This window comes from Rhodococcus sp. IC4_135, from assembly GCF_011602025.1.
GTDB classification, from domain to species: Bacteria; Actinomycetota; Actinomycetes; order Mycobacteriales; family Mycobacteriaceae; genus Rhodococcus_F; species Rhodococcus_F baikonurensis.
In genome coordinates this window covers 300389-314625 of the sequence record NZ_JAAOLG010000003.1, presented here as the reverse complement: position 1 = coordinate 314625, position 14237 = coordinate 300389, and the positions used below count along the sequence as shown (strand labels likewise).

Genomic DNA, 14237 nt, shown 5'->3' with positions numbered 1-14237 from the left:
GGAGATTGCACGATGACGACCGACGCCGTTCCCTCCCGTCGCCTTCCGGAACAGCAGCGCAGCAAGGCGCGCGTCGAGGCCATCTTGGATTGTGCGGCAGAGCTCATCGCGCGCGACGGCATCGATGCCATGACCATGAGTGAACTGGCATCGGCAGCAGGCCTTCGGCTCCCGTCGATTTACCGATACTTTCCGGGAAAGGCCGCCATCGTGCAGACGCTGCTCGAGCGATACGAAGGCCTGGTGCGTGCCCGTCTCATCGAATCGATCGCTCCCGCCGGGACGGTGCAAGACGCACGCGAAGTCATCAGTTCCATTGTCCGCGGCTACTGGCAGATCTTCCGCGACGACACCACGTACGCGGCGGTGTGGTCAGCAGCCGTCGCAAACCCCGACCTCGCTCGGATCGATGTGGAGAACACACGTCAGACCAGTGCTCTCATCGCTGACGTTATCCGTGGCGTGGTGCCGGAGTCGATGCAGTACGACGTCGATCAGCTTGTCTTCACGTGCAATCACATCGCGGGCTCGACCGTCCGGTTCGCGACTCTCCTCGCTCCTGACGAAGCTGAACGCATCGTCGACATGTTGGTCGATCACATATTGCCGACTTCACTCGGTTTGTCCGGCACCGCAAAGAGTTGAGTGTCTTGCTTCCAAGGTCTTTCGAAGACTGCGCAATGAGCTTCACGCGGAAGGTTCCACACTGCGACGGGCCGGCTCACCGGGGCTGATCGGCACCGCTCCCACGCGGTACCCCCGCTCGTCGAGCAGGTGACCGTTGAGCTTCATCGTCCACAGCGAGATCACGCGATCTGCGATCGAGAGACCGGGAAGTGCTTCGCACAACCGTCCTTCGAGTCGCTGCGCGTCGTCCACGGACCGTGCCCACGCGACGATCAGCAAGTTGTCGCGCCCAGTGACCCCCGTGCATCGACGGACCTCGGGCATAGCCGAGATCGTCAGTGCAGCATGGCCGATCTGAGACGGCGAAACCTGGGCCCAGAGGATGACGGTCACCTGGCTTCCGGAGAGAGGGCGCGCCACCTCGCAGCGGGGTCGGGCCATCCCAGCGGCAAAAAGGCGGCGCGCACGTCGTCGAATCGTGTCGACGCTGGCGCCACATTCTTCGGCTAATTCGGTGTACGACGCTCGACCGTCCACCGACAGTGCAACCATGATGCGTCGGTCCATGTCCGTCGGCCGAAACGCGCCGTGGTGATCCACCGTGATGCGCGTTGCCGCCAGAGCATCCGCCTGACTCGAACTCAGCGCACGCAACCGCCACCGACTGCCGCCGGTGTAAATCGTCCCGGCGAGCTGGATGCGGCTCGATACGACGCCGGCAATGGCACCCAACTCCTCGGTGGCCCACTGCGACAGGACGCTCAAATCCGTCACCATCACCGTGACCAGCAGGTCGCGCGCGCCCGTCACGTGTTCGATTCCGGTCACCATCCGCTGCTCGCTGAGCGCGTGCGCCACGGCTTGCACGCTGCCGTTGACACAGTCGATTTCCACGAAGGCAAGATTTCCCAGACCGGACGCGGCCAGGATCGGGCCAGGATTGCACCCGATCCATGCTGCACCGCGGTCGACCAGCCGGATCCATCGACGGGACAGAGTCACCGGATCGAGGTCGAGAGCCTTCCCGATCTGCGACCAACTTGCCCTCGGGTTGATCTGCAATGCGTGAACCATTGCCTGGTCCGCCGCATCGAGCATGTCGAATTCCTTCATTGATTCATCACTCATGCGAAATTCCTGCGAATTCTCGATCATTCCTAAGGGAAGCTTCATCATAGCTATCTAGATCGTTACCTACGACACATCGTGCCGGGCTGCGAGAACAGCAGATCGCACCTGCGCCTGTCTCCGGAAATTCGCGAGTCTTCCCCTGCCAACGAAAGGCCACATTCTGTGAACCTGAAAGATGACGCAGACGAGATGCAGGGCGACCTCGTCGCGCTGCGGCACGAGTTACATCGTGAGCCGGAGATCGGCCTCGAACTACCACGAACCCAGGAGCGGGTGCTCGAAGCGCTGCAGGGACTCCCACTCGAGATCTCCACCGGAACCTCGAGTACCTCGGTTACGGCCGTCCTGCGAGGTACAGCGAGGGATTCAGACGATACGACGACAGTGCTGCTGCGAGCCGACATGGATGCGCTTCCGGTCGACGAGCGCACCGGGGTGGACTTTGCCTCTACGAACGGAGCCATGCATGCGTGCGGACACGACTTGCACACAACCGCATTGGTCGGCGCGGCGAGGCTGCTCTCTCATCACCGCGATCACTTGGCCGGTGACGTCGTGTTCATGTTCCAACCCGGTGAAGAGGGCTGGGGTGGGGCCAAGAACATGATCGACGAGGGCGTGCTGGATGTATCCGGAAAGCGTGCCGACTACGCGTACGGACTGCACGTCATGGCCAACGGGATCCCGGCCGGACTCTTCGTGAGCAGGCCGGGGCCGATCATGTCGGCGTCGCACACTCTCGACGTGACGGTGCGAGGCGCGGGTGGTCACGGCTCGTCGCCGCACCGCGCGAAGGACCCGATCACGGCTGCGGCACAGATGATCACATCGCTGCAGGTCATTGTGACACGGGATTTCGACGCATTCGATCCGGTTGTCATCACCGTGGGGGTCGTGGATGCGGGCACGGCACACAACGTGATCCCCGATTCCGCACATTTCGGTGCCACCGTCCGTCACTGGTCGGCAGAGAACGAGGAACAACTCGGCGCAGTGATCCGCCGTGGACTCGAGGGCATTGCCGCCGCGCACGGCGTAGAGGTGGACGTCGATTTCCGTGCCCAGTTCCCCTTGACCGTCAACAATGCGGAAGAAGTTGCATTCGGTGAGGGCGTGATTCGTGAATTGCTCGGCGAGGAGCACTACCTGGAATCACCAAGGCCGACAAGCAGTTCCGAAGATTTTTCCTATGTCCTGGACAGAGTGCCGGGAGCGTTCATCGGTCTCGGCGCAGCAATGCCGGGCTGTGATCCGATCGCTGCTCCGACAAACCATTCACCGCGTGCACAGTTCTTCGAGGGTGTGCTCGGGGATGCGGCCGCGGTCTATTCGGCTCTGGCTGTCGAAAAGCTGGCCGTCACCGCTGGAGGTACACGATGAGCGATCACCACGAAGAAGCCACACAGTCCTCGTCGAGGAAGAAGAACCTGAAGGTTCTGTTCGGAATCGGCACCGGAAATGCCATGGAGTGGTTCGACTGGAACATCTACGCTCTTTTTGCGGTGTTCTTCGCACCACAGTTCTTTGCCAGCGGAAGCCCGATGTCCGATCTGCTGAAGACTTTTGGAGTCTTCGCCGTCGGGTTCGTCGCCCGCCCATTCGGCGGAGTGCTCTTCGGTTTGATCGCGGATCGCCGCGGCCGACAGTTTTCGATGACCGTCGCAGTCGGGCTCGCCGCAGTGGGGAGTCTGATCATCGGCCTCACCCCAACGCACGAGACGATCGGAGCTTGGGCTGCCGTCGTCTTGGTGACGTGTCGAATGATCCAGGGTCTGGCTCACGGCGGAGAGTTGCCCTCGGCCAATACGTATATATCGGAAATGGCGCCGAGAGAGAAGCGCGGCTTGTGGGCCAGCTTGATCTACTTTTCCGGAACCATCGGCATCATCTGCGGCGCAGTTCTGGCGGCGGTCCTCTCGGGAATACTCACTGACGCCCAAATGAGCAGTTACGGTTGGCGAATTCCGTTCGTGCTCGGCGGAGTCTTCGGGTTGTTCGCGCTGTACCTGCGATCACGGTTGCAGGAAACAGAGATCTTCGAATCATCTGCCAAATCACAGAAGTCGGAATCGCAGAAGTCCAAGCCTTCACTGTGGTCGCAGATCCGTGAACATCGTCGTCTGCTGGTGCGAGTCGCTGCGATGACGGTCGGATCGACGGTCAACTATTACGTGTGGGCCGTGGCAACTCCGGCGTATGCCATCAGTGTCCACGGCGTGGATCCTTCGGGAGCAATGTGGGCGGGAGCCGCCGCCAATGTCGTGTTCATCATCATGTTGCCTGTCTGGGGAACCGTCTCGGATCGCATCGGCCGGCGCCCGGTGTTGATCTTCTCGGGAATCATGATGATCACCTTGCTGTTTCCGCTCACCTCCATCATTCGGGGGCAGGCGTGGCAGTTGTTCGTGGCAATGGCAATTGCCCTGGTATTCATGGCCGGCACCGTGTCCATCGGTCCTGCCGTGTTCTCCGAGATGTTCCCGACTCGCATGCGCGCGGTCGGAATCGGATTACCGACTTCCCTCGCCGTCGCAGTTTTCGGTGGTACGACTCCGTATCTACAGGCCTTCTTCGCCGACAAGGGAATTCCCGGCGTCTTCAACTGGTACGCCATTGTTCTGATGGCAATCTCGGTCGCCACCGTGATCTTCTTCCTGCCCGAGTCGAAAGGAAAGGACCTCACTGCTGCCGGCGAAGTTTCCGAATCCCTCTCCCCTTCCAGTGTTTAGCTCATCGATACGGAGCAGGTCTCCCATCACCCGAGAGGATTTGGCAGTGCCTGCAGAAGCAGCAGTGACACCGAATTACGAAGGACCACTGGCGGGTACAGTCGTCGTGGATCTGAGCAGGGCACTGGCCGGTCCGCATGCGGCCATGATGCTCGGGGATCTTGGAGCGCGCGTCGTCAAGGTCGAAACACCTGACGGCGGAGACGACACGCGTGGGTGGGGTCCACCTTTCGTCGACCCCACCCAGGGCGAACGTGAATCGACGTACTTCCTGTCGGCAAACCGAAACAAGGAATCAATCGCCTTGGATCTCAAGTCCGAGAACGGTTGTCGAACTCTCACAGCCATCATCGCAAGCGCCGACGTTCTGATCGAGAATTTTCGCACCGGCGTGATGGACCGCTTGGGGTTCCCGATGGAAAGGTTGGCGGAGATCAATCCCGGACTGGTCGTGTTGTCGATCAGCGGATTCGGCCATGACGGTCCTGAGGGCGGCCGCGCCGGGTATGACCAGATCGCCCAAGGCGAAGCCGGATTGATGTCTCTGACCGGTTCGTCACCCGATGACCTACAACGTGTCGGCGTTCCTATCGCCGATCTCCTTGCCGGAGTGCATGGAGCGTTCGGAATTCTTGCAGCACTCAGAGGGAGGGAGGTGACGGGCAGGGGACAGGTTGTTCGAACCTCACTGCTGGCGAGTGTTGTCGGTGTGCACGCCTTTCAGGGGACGAGATGGACCGTCGCAGGGGAGATCGGCGAGGCTCAGGGCAATCATCATCCGTCGATCTGTCCGTACGGACTATTTCCGACGGCAGACGGTGCCGTACAGATCGCAGTCGGCAGTGAAGGCCTGTGGAAACGCTTCTGCGACGGATTCTGGATCGAACCGGATAGACACGGCATGGCGACAAACCCGGAGCGGGTCGAGAACCGTGAGAAGGTCAACGAATTGGTCGAAGCGGTCTTCGGGGCCTACGGGACCGAAGAACTGTTGGCGAAGCTGGAGGCCACCGGCGTTCCGGCGGGAAGAGTCCGAAACCTGCGTGAGGTGTACGAGTGGGAACAGACCCGCTCGCAGGGGCTACTCGTCGAGGTCGATCATCGAACACTCGGGAGGCTGACCATTCCGGGACCACCGTTGCGGTTCTTCGACACTGACGGCACCGAGGTTACTCGCACTGAACATCGACCGCCGCCGGTGCTCGGCGCGGATGGCGCAGAAATCTTGAAATGGCTAGGAGACCAAGGCAATGAACCGTCTGACCGCACACGAAATGATCGATCTCACGTTCGATCCTGACTCTTGGGCATCGTGGGATTCGAGTGTATGTCAGAGCGTGGCTCACGGCGCGTACGCAGACGAACTGGCAGCGGCGCGTGAACGGACCGGGCTGGACGAATCCGTGATGACCGGGTCCGCAACGGTACGTGGGCGCCGAGTCGCGGTACTGATCTGTGAGTTCGGATTTCTGGCGGGGTCGATCGGTGTAGCAGCCGGCGGACGCCTCGTCGATGCCATCGAGCGGGCGACGAGAGAAGCGCTACCTCTTGTCGCCCTGCCGGTTTCCGGTGGAACACGGATGCAGGAAGGAACGACGGCGTTCCTTCAGATGGTCAGGATCACCGGCGCCGTGACCGCCCACAAGGAAGCCCACTTGCCCTACCTGGTGTATCTCCGAAATCCCACCATGGGTGGAGTTTTCGCTTCTTGGGGTTCGCTCGGTCACGTCACGATCGCCGAGTCCGGGGCGCTCATCGGGTTCCTCGGTCCCAGGGTGTACGAAACCCTGTACGGCATCCCGTTCCCGCCGGGGGTCCAAACGGCCGAGAACCTCGAAGCGCACGGGCTGGTGGATGCCATCCGCTCTCCTGAAAAGCTCGCGGAGACACTGGATGTGTTTCTCAGGGTATTGACCTCGCGCCCGACACTCGGTGAGCGCGGACTGGCGCTCTCGAATGTCAGTGGCCCCGCGACACCCTCCTGGGAAACGGTTCTTGCTTCCCGCCGTTCCGGACGGCCGGGCGTTCGTGAGCTACTTGCCCATGCAGCCTCAGACGTGTTGCTCCTGAATGGAGCCGGGCAAAGTCAACATAGCCCTGCTCTGCTTCTTTCATTGGTTCGCTTCGGGGACATCTCGTGCGTTCTGCTCGGGCAGGATCGCCACGCCCAGACCGGACATCAGTCCTTCGGCCCGGCATCACTGCGTCAGGCGCGCCGGGGAATCAACCTTGCTCGAGAGCTGGACCTGCCGCTCGTGACGGTCATCGACACACCCGGCGCTGATCTGTCGAAAGAAGCAGAGGAGGACGGACTTTCGACTCTGATCGCGAAGTGCCTGGCAGAACTCCTGGCGCTGAGGACGCCGACGGTATCGCTGCTCCTCGGCCAGGGTGCGGGTGGGGGCGCACTGGCGCTGTTGCCGGCGGACCGCATTCTCGCCGCTCAGCACGGTTGGCTGTCCCCGCTACCTCCGGAGGGTGCAAGTGCGATCATCTACCGCGATATCGTCCATGCGCCGGAGATGGTCTCGGCGCAGAACATTCGATCAACGGATCTACTGGCAGACGGCATCGTGCATGCGGTGATACCCGAGCACCCCGATGCCGCCGACGAACCTGACCAATTCTGTGAACGCGTCGGCCGGACATTACGCGCCGCACTGGTCTCCGCACTGAGAGAGACTTCCGAACAGCGCCTGAGCGGACGCCTGACGCACTTCAGTCACATCGCGGAATCTCCTGTGGTGGTAGCGATGTAAACCGGCCGCGCCCCATTTCACTGGACTACTGATCAGCACCGACTCGAGGAGCATCACTTGACGTCTTCACAGCCCACGTCGCCCGTTGGAAACGAAATCGTTCGTCTTGACGCATCCGATTTGTCGGTGGCAATCCATGATCGGCAAGTGTCATGCGAGGAGGTGATGAACGCCTATCTCGACCACATCGAGTCGGTGAACCCTTCGGTCAACGCCATTGTCAGCCTTCGCCCACGGCAGGAATTGGTGCAGGAGGCGCAGGGGCGGGACAAACTCCTGGCCGACGGTCACGATTTGGGATGGATGCATGGGTTCCCTCATGCGGTGAAGGACACCGCAGACGTGAAAGGTCTCAAGACGACTCGAGGCTTCTTTCGGGATGAATTCGACATGCCTGCAGCGCAAAGTGATTCGATTCACGTTGCTCGCATACGGGACGCGGGAGCGATCTTCGTCGGCAAGACCAACGTTCCGGAATTCGGGCTGGGCTCACACACCTACAACGAGATCTTCGGTGCAACCGGCAACGCCTACGACCCGAGCCGATCGGCGGGTGGAAGTAGCGGTGGTGCTGCCGTCGCAGTGGCTCTTCACATGGTCCCGGTAGCGGACGGCAGTGATTTCATGGGATCGCTTCGAAATCCCGCCGCTTGGAACAACATTCTCGGACTCCGTCCATCCTTCGGCCGCGTACCGGCGAAGGGACCGGATGTGTTCGTGCAACAGGCGGGGGTTCCCGGACCGATGGCACGCACCGCGACAGATCTCTCGATGTTGTTACAAACGATGTCGGGATACGATCCGCGCACTCCGTTGTCCCTCGACTCGGACGGAGGCCTGGCGTCGACGCTGGAGCGAGATTTTTCCGGCGCGCGGGCAGTGTGGATGGGTGACCTCGGCGGGTATCTCCCCATGGAGTCGGGAGTGCTCGAGATCTGTGAATCGTCATTGCAGGTCTTCGAAGCGCTCGGAATCGAGATGGATTCACAACCTTGTCTTCCGAAAGCGCTCGGGTTCAACGGAAATGAGGATCTCTGGCCGCTGTGGCTGACGTTCCGGCACTGGCTCGCCGGCTCTCAGCTGTACCCCCTCTACTGCAACCCGGTCACGCGGGCGGCGCTCAAGCCCGAAGCTCGATACGAGGTGGAGGGCCTGGTCGATGGAACGGATGGGCGTCCACCCATCGGGGCGCTGGACGTCTACGAGGCTTCGGTGAAACGAACCGCGATGTACAACGCGTTTCTGACTCTCTTCGATACGTACGACTTCATCGTGCTACCGAGTGTGCAGGTGTTCCCATTCGACATCGAAATGGACTGGCCCACATCGATAAACGACAGGGCAATGTCGTCGTACCACCGGTGGATGGAGGTCGCGACAATCGCAACACTTTTGGGCGTGCCGGCCATCAGCCTGCCTGCAGGCTTCAATTCTGACGGGCTGCCAATGGGCATACAGGTTCTGGCTCGCAGTCATGCCGATCTGGACCTGTTGCAACTCGCGCACGGTTTCGACAGCGTTGACACTGGCTCTGATGGAGGGTTGACCAGAATGTAGTTAGGTGCCATATTAGTTGCATGGCAGTGGACGGAACCGATCACGACTCACCCACGTTGGGTCAGGCGCGGAGGCAGTTGGAGCATTACGGCCTCGGGTCCGATCCGCAGGCGGTGCTGGTTGCGGTGCGGCTGATCTCGGCGGGTGCGCGGCTCGGCCGAGCGACCGAGGTTCACTTCGCGAGGTATGGACTGTCGACCGGCCGTTATCGACTGCTTGCGGATCTGGAAGATCACGACGGGGAGAAGTCTCCCTCGCGGCTGGCCGCTGATCTCGGCGTCTCGCGAGCCACGGTCACCGGGCTGGTCGATGGGCTCGAGCAGGAGGGTTTGGTTGCTCGGCGTCCGTCCGCCGAGGATGGGCGTGGTGCGGTGGTCGTCCTGACTGCTCGTGGCGCTCAGCGTTTGCGTGACATGGCGCCAGAGCACTTTGCCCGTCTCGAGGAGATGGTCGGCGAGCTCACCGTCGACGAGCGTGCGGTCTTTCTGGATCTGCTCTCGCGGGTCGTTCGCGGTATCGGTGCGCTGACTGCGGAGTAGTCGGCTGGGATTCCAGGCATTCGCGTAGCGATTCGAATCGTCGTTGAATCTCGACAGAGGCTTCTCCTTTCATGCCCAAATAGTTAGCCACCTAATTAAAATCGGAAAGTTGGTCTCCTTCATGTCCGGACTCACCCCACCGAGCCGTCACGAAAACAATAGGGAGATAACAGATTCCAATCGACGCGTCCCGGTTGCCGATCGTCGCACCGCACGACCTTTCACCCTGTGGAGAGAGGTGCTGGTCGCCTACCTTGCCCCTGCATTGATGGCGGGTGCTGGCGGAGTCGCATCCGGCCAATCGGGCCTGACGATGGCGGCCTTTACGTCCATCGCGGGCACGTCGGCTGTGGTGGCGTTGCTGATCGGCTCCTGGCTGCAGCGTCGCGGGAGGTCACGACCGTGGACGACGGCCCTGCCTCGCATCATGGTGGCGGCAATTCTTGCCGTCGGAGCCGCTGTAATCGCAGGCCTCGTCGGGTGGTTCGCCTCCAGTTGGCTACCAGATCACACGAGCGTGGTCGACACCGCTTGGCTTGCTCGCCTGCATATCGACCTGCCGATATCTGCCGCTGTCGCTGCCGTCATCGTGAGTTGGCGATGGCGCCGTCAGAATCCCTGACCGACAACACATGTCAAAGATCCCCGGTTTCCTGGGGACGACCGAAAGGAACACGATGATCGTCATCATGGGAGCGTCCGGAACCACAGGCGGCGCGTTGCTACGCAGTCTCGCATCCTCGGGTGTGCCGAGTAGAGCCCTGTCCCGCGACCCGGACAGGCTGCGCGCTCACCTGGGCGACTTGGCCGACGGTGTGGTCGAAGTAGTGCCGGCCGACGCCGCAGACCCAACTTCGCTACGTACGGCTTTCAAAGGGGCCGAACAGCTTTTCCTCGCCATGGCCAACGGCCTCGACCAGGTCGAGCTCGAAACGCGTGTGATCGACATAGCCGCCGAGAGCGGCGTCGAACACATCGTCAAGATCTCCGACCCTGCCGCCGCGGCCGACTCCCCCATCGCTCTCTCCCGCGGCCACCATGCCGTCGGCGAACACCTGCGCGCATCCGGACTCCGTCACACCCTGCTCCGCCCTTACGCGTTCATGCAGAATTTGTTGCTCCTCGCCCCGGGGGTGGCTGCGCAGGGGGTCATTCTGGGCTCTATGCGAGACGCGCCGTGCAATTGGATCGACTGCCGAGACATCGCCGACGTCGCGGCCGCAGTACTCACGCGCGCCGACCTCGTCGGCGGTACCTACGTCCTGACGGGCAGCGAGGCGGTCGGCTACGGTGGCATCGCCGATTCTCTGACCCGCATGCTCGGTCGCCCCGTCCGATACATCGACCTGCCACCGCACGAACTGCGGCAAAACCTCGTCGATCATGCCCACATGCCTCCGTGGCTGGCTGAGCACATTCTGGAGATCCAGGAGCTTGCCATCTCGCGCCCGGAGTCACCCACCGACACGGTGACACGTGTGCTGGGGCGTGAGCCACGAAGCCTGGATGCGTTCTTGCGTGAGCATCTGGACCGTTTCCGCTGATTTCACGCTGCGAGAGCGGTGTCGCCAGAAGTCACGCGGTTGATCAACGAGCCCACCGAATTCTGATCGGACCTCGTACGGATTCCGGGTCGACGACTTCGCCGCCCTGGGTGATCTGTACTTCGCCGTCGGCGACCATGTGGCGGGCAGCCTCTCGGACGGGTTCCATCAGCGGACGCCAATTGTCGGGTGCCGCTGCGCGAGCCACGTCAGAGGGGCAGATGCTCGACGTGGGCGATCGCGCACCGAGCAATTCGCGGATCTTCGCGGACAGATCCTTTTCTTCCACCATGTGAGCCAGCTTCCGATCGTGACCGCTCGCAGTCAACACCGCTGCAGGCTTTGCTACGGCGAGTTGCGAATCAGGTCGGCTCGCATCGACGATCATTGACGGAATGGAGAACGCGAGCGCACTACGAAGAGACACCGTCCGAGATTCGTACTCAGCCCGATCCCAGGAGTACACGGATCTCTTCGGCCACATGGATTCGACGCACGCATCTGATCGGGCCCTGGTGACCAGTTGGGCCGCCACATTGACCGGCCGTGTGCTCGACGCCGGGTGTGGGCCGGGGCAGTGGACGGACTTCCTGGCCCAGCGCGGGCTGGCCGTGAGTGGGATCGATCTGGTGCCGGAGTTCGTCGAACGCGCTCGCGATCAATACCCAGACCTTTCCTTCGAGGTCGGTGGCTTCGAGGCATTGGACGTCGAAGCGGATTCTCTGGGCGGCGTGCTGTCCTGGTACTCACTCATTCACCACCACCCGCAAGATATCGAGACAGCGCTCGCTGAATTCGCGCGTGTGATCCGCCCAGGCGGTGGGTTGCTGGTGGGCTTCTTCGAAGGCGCAAGCGTCGAGGCTTTTGATCACGCGGCGACAACCGGTTATCGATGGCCGGTGGCTGAACTTTCCCAAGTGCTGGTCACAGCTGGTTTCGACGTGATCGAGACCCATACCCGGACGGGGAGCGGCTACCGGCCGCACGGCGCAATCACTGCCAGTCGGCGCAGCGGCGAATAACGGTTCGAGGCAGAGCGGAACTGTCCTCTTTCATTCATTTCGTCCGAGTGGTGTGCTGGATGAGTCACTCCTCCGTATTTCAGCACCGGATCATCCACAGTTGAAGGAAGGCGCCATGACCACGATCCATCTTCACCAGACGACCACCGCGACGCCCGAACAGGTCCTCGCCGGCCTGACCGACTTCGGGCCGGGCCGCGAGGAAATCTTCGGCCGCAGCGCGGACAGTTACCTGAAAGTGCACCAACAGGGCCCCCACGAGGCTGATGTAACCGAGGGCTCGAGCGGCATCTGGGAACGCCTGCACTACGACTGGACCGACCCGCATCGCGTCGTGATGACAACCACCGATTCCAATCTGTGGGGTGGCGCCTCGAGCCACACCTACACCCTGACCCAGCAGCCCACCGGCCTGACCGATGTCGACGCCGTCGTGGTCCGCGACGGCAAGAACATCAAGGGAAAGCTCCTGGCATCGGTACTCGGGCTCTTCGGCACTCAGGTGTTGGGAAAGTCGTTCACGAAGTCCATCGAGGCCATCGAAGCTCGCAACGGCGGCGCGAAGAGGCAGCCGGGAGAGGGCTGAGTTCTTTACCGATTCGCGGTCATCGTCGACAGCAAGGTTTCAGAAGACTGCCCGATCCAATGGACGGGGCAGCGGTTCCAGCGCCCCGGCGTCACGGAGGCGTTCGTATGCCCGAAGGACTGTATCGACGGATCCGATCTGAAGCAGTACGCCCCGGCCCGGCACTGCGGAGGTTGTGACTCCCAACTCGGCAGGGAGCGCATCTGCCCTGGCTGCCGAGAGAAAACCGACTCGGCCCACTACGGGATCACCGACGCGATAGTCGGACTCGTCTTCGAGAGCGTCGAGGATGTTGTCGTCGGTGACGTCTCCGAAGTCCGGTTCCCACACAACGGCGAGCATCCGAAGTAGTTCTGTCTCAGGAACTTCGGCGGCAGCTGGCGCGCTGACAGCGAGAACCATCGACTGAAGGACGATTTCCGGTTCGCCGCCCGCCAGCCCGGAGAGTTCGAGTTCCCATTCTGGGCCACCGCCGGATGTGAGTCTCAATCCGATTCCCAGACGATCCGACCAATTCTCGGCAGTCCGTGCATTGTCGAGTACCTGGGTCAATTGTTCGACGGTCAGGGTGGTGGCAGGTCCGGATGAGTGGACCTGTTGCCACGACCCACCGACTGCCTCCGGCAACAGGAACTCGACTTGTTCCAGGGTTCGCCGCCACCGGATCGACACGGCCTGAACCGATTCGGGCCGCCGTCCCCAGAACACACGAATTGCACGTCGTGCCATCAATTCCTCCGGTAGGGATCGTCCTTGGGTAGCCATATTCCGTCTTCTTGGATACCGAGATCAGTGACGTCCCGAGCGAGAGCGTCGACGGCGGCGAGAACAGCAGAGCGCGTTTCGTTCTCGCGGCACAGGAGCGACCACGTCCAGACTGCTGCCGGGTCGACCATTGAACGTGCGGTGAGATCGGTTGGCAGCGTTGTGGTCTGACCCTTGGGTGAGTTGACCACGGGGCGGCCGATAGCTCGGACGTGATCGAAGAATGCGGGGCCGGTGATCCCGCCATCGTTGATGCGCAGGATCTGCGCGCCGGTATCGCGGGCGAATTCTTCGGCAAATACATTCCACGACCACCAGGAGGTCGTGTCATCGTCGACCAGTAGGACGACGTCTCGCGCCTGCACCGGCGTGGTGTCCGCACCGGAGGAGACCGCGTGAATCCGATCCGCGCCGAGCAGGCGGGCCTTCAAACCATGTTGGGTTACATCGGTTTTCCGCACCCAGGCGATAGCAAGGTCGAGGCTACCGTCTGCCACCCGCGTGGCCTGCGCGTGCGAGGGCACCACCCACGGGTCGACGTGCAGTTGCGCAACCCCTGAGGTGCGCGCGACGAGATCCGTGGGAAGCCAGTTGACGTAGCCGATCCGGACGGGCTCAGCTCCGGACAAACGTTCCGCGCGACGGCGTAGATTCTCGGCTCGCTCGAGCAGTGCGCGGACGTCGGGGAGCAGCGCAGCGCCGGCCGGGGTCAGGGCGACGGAGCGGCGGTCGCGGACGAACAGCTTGACGCCGAGGTCGCGTTCGAGTGCCTTGATCTGCTGCGACAACGAGGGCCCGGCTATCAGTAGCCGTGCCGCGGCTCGGCCGAAGTGCAGTTCCTCGGCGACGACCTCGAAGTATCTCAGCTGACGCAGCTCCACAATCCCAGATGCTACGTGCCCGGATGCTACGTGCGGTGGGAGGTTGCGCCTATCAGTCAGGAGCAAAGCGGTCGTGGCGGTCCGGCACGAACGAGGC

The 14237-nt window shown here is 62.0% G+C and carries 15 protein-coding genes; 11 read left to right on the top strand and 4 right to left on the bottom strand.

What is annotated here, in order from left to right:
- The first annotated feature begins 12 nt into the window (after positions 1 to 12).
- Positions 13 to 645 (top strand): TetR/AcrR family transcriptional regulator, encoded by a 633-nt coding sequence (locus tag G8767_RS09595; protein ID WP_020971327.1) that lies wholly within the window; start codon positions 13 to 15, stop codon positions 643 to 645.
- A gap of 42 nt (positions 646 to 687) precedes the next feature.
- Here the strand turns inward: G8767_RS09595 and G8767_RS09590 are convergent, their stop codons facing one another.
- Complete coding sequence (locus G8767_RS09590; RefSeq protein ID WP_020971326.1) at positions 688 to 1755, bottom strand: Lrp/AsnC family transcriptional regulator; 1068 nt, start codon at positions 1753 to 1755, stop codon at positions 688 to 690.
- Positions 1756 to 1920: 165 nt separating this feature from the next.
- On the opposite strand from G8767_RS09590, the gene G8767_RS09585 reads away from it, so the two are divergent.
- The 8 genes from G8767_RS09585 (at position 1921) to G8767_RS09550 (ending at position 10886) form a co-directional block, all read left to right on the top strand.
- A complete protein-coding gene (locus G8767_RS09585; RefSeq protein WP_166809986.1) occupies positions 1921 to 3138 on the top strand; it encodes a M20 family metallopeptidase in 1218 nt (405 codons plus the stop codon).
- Positions 3135 to 4487 (top strand): MFS transporter, encoded by a 1353-nt coding sequence (locus tag G8767_RS09580; protein WP_166809985.1) that lies wholly within the window; start codon positions 3135 to 3137, stop codon positions 4485 to 4487. The genes G8767_RS09585 and G8767_RS09580 overlap by 4 nt, the downstream gene beginning before the upstream one ends.
- A gap of 46 nt (positions 4488 to 4533) precedes the next feature.
- Complete coding sequence (locus tag G8767_RS09575) at positions 4534 to 5787, top strand: CoA transferase (RefSeq protein WP_166809984.1); 1254 nt, start codon at positions 4534 to 4536, stop codon at positions 5785 to 5787.
- Entirely contained in the window at positions 5738 to 7246 is a 1509-nt protein-coding gene (locus tag G8767_RS09570; protein ID WP_166809983.1) for a carboxyl transferase domain-containing protein, read from the top strand. Before G8767_RS09575 ends, G8767_RS09570 begins: the two co-directional genes overlap by 50 nt.
- Before the next feature lie 57 nt (positions 7247 to 7303).
- Positions 7304 to 8803, top strand: a complete 1500-nt coding sequence (locus G8767_RS09565; protein WP_166809982.1) for an amidase — start codon at positions 7304 to 7306, stop codon at positions 8801 to 8803.
- A gap of 20 nt (positions 8804 to 8823) precedes the next feature.
- Positions 8824 to 9342 carry a MarR family transcriptional regulator gene (locus G8767_RS09560; protein WP_166809981.1) on the top strand — a complete coding sequence of 173 codons (519 nt, stop codon included), beginning with the start codon at positions 8824 to 8826 and terminating at the stop codon, positions 9340 to 9342.
- A gap of 238 nt (positions 9343 to 9580) precedes the next feature.
- On the top strand, positions 9581 to 9964 hold the full coding sequence (locus G8767_RS09555) for a hypothetical protein (protein WP_240952067.1): 384 nt from the start codon (positions 9581 to 9583) through the stop codon (positions 9962 to 9964).
- A 55-nt stretch (positions 9965 to 10019) separates the two neighbouring features.
- The gene (locus G8767_RS09550; protein ID WP_166810090.1) at positions 10020 to 10886 is read left to right on the top strand and encodes an NmrA family NAD(P)-binding protein; all 867 of its coding nucleotides are present in this window, start codon (positions 10020 to 10022) and stop codon (positions 10884 to 10886) included.
- Positions 10887 to 10929: 43 nt separating this feature from the next.
- Here the strand turns inward: G8767_RS09550 and G8767_RS09545 are convergent, their stop codons facing one another.
- Positions 10930 to 11178, bottom strand: coding sequence for a DUF3253 domain-containing protein (locus G8767_RS09545; protein ID WP_172436627.1), 249 nt, complete (start codon positions 11176 to 11178; stop codon positions 10930 to 10932).
- Positions 11179 to 11281: 103 nt separating this feature from the next.
- Here G8767_RS09545 and G8767_RS09540 point away from each other — a divergent pair, with 103 nt between their 5' ends.
- Together G8767_RS09540 and G8767_RS09535 are read left to right on the top strand one after the other, a co-directional pair.
- Positions 11282 to 11908 (top strand): class I SAM-dependent methyltransferase, encoded by a 627-nt coding sequence (locus G8767_RS09540; protein WP_206029132.1) that lies wholly within the window; start codon positions 11282 to 11284, stop codon positions 11906 to 11908.
- Between the two features lie 115 nt (positions 11909 to 12023).
- Positions 12024 to 12494 carry a hypothetical protein gene (locus G8767_RS09535; protein ID WP_095971782.1) on the top strand — a complete coding sequence of 157 codons (471 nt, stop codon included), beginning with the start codon at positions 12024 to 12026 and terminating at the stop codon, positions 12492 to 12494.
- Between the two features lie 39 nt (positions 12495 to 12533).
- On the opposite strand, the gene G8767_RS09530 is transcribed toward G8767_RS09535, so the two are convergent.
- Both G8767_RS09530 and G8767_RS09525 read right to left on the bottom strand, forming a co-directional pair.
- Positions 12534 to 13223: a hypothetical protein gene (locus G8767_RS09530; protein ID WP_166809979.1), complete on the bottom strand. Its 690-nt coding sequence runs from the start codon at positions 13221 to 13223 to the stop codon at positions 12534 to 12536.
- Positions 13223 to 14140 (bottom strand): LysR family transcriptional regulator, encoded by a 918-nt coding sequence (locus G8767_RS09525; RefSeq protein ID WP_166809978.1) that lies wholly within the window; start codon positions 14138 to 14140, stop codon positions 13223 to 13225. The genes G8767_RS09530 and G8767_RS09525 overlap by 1 nt, the downstream gene beginning before the upstream one ends.
- Positions 14141 to 14237: the final 97 nt, after the last annotated feature.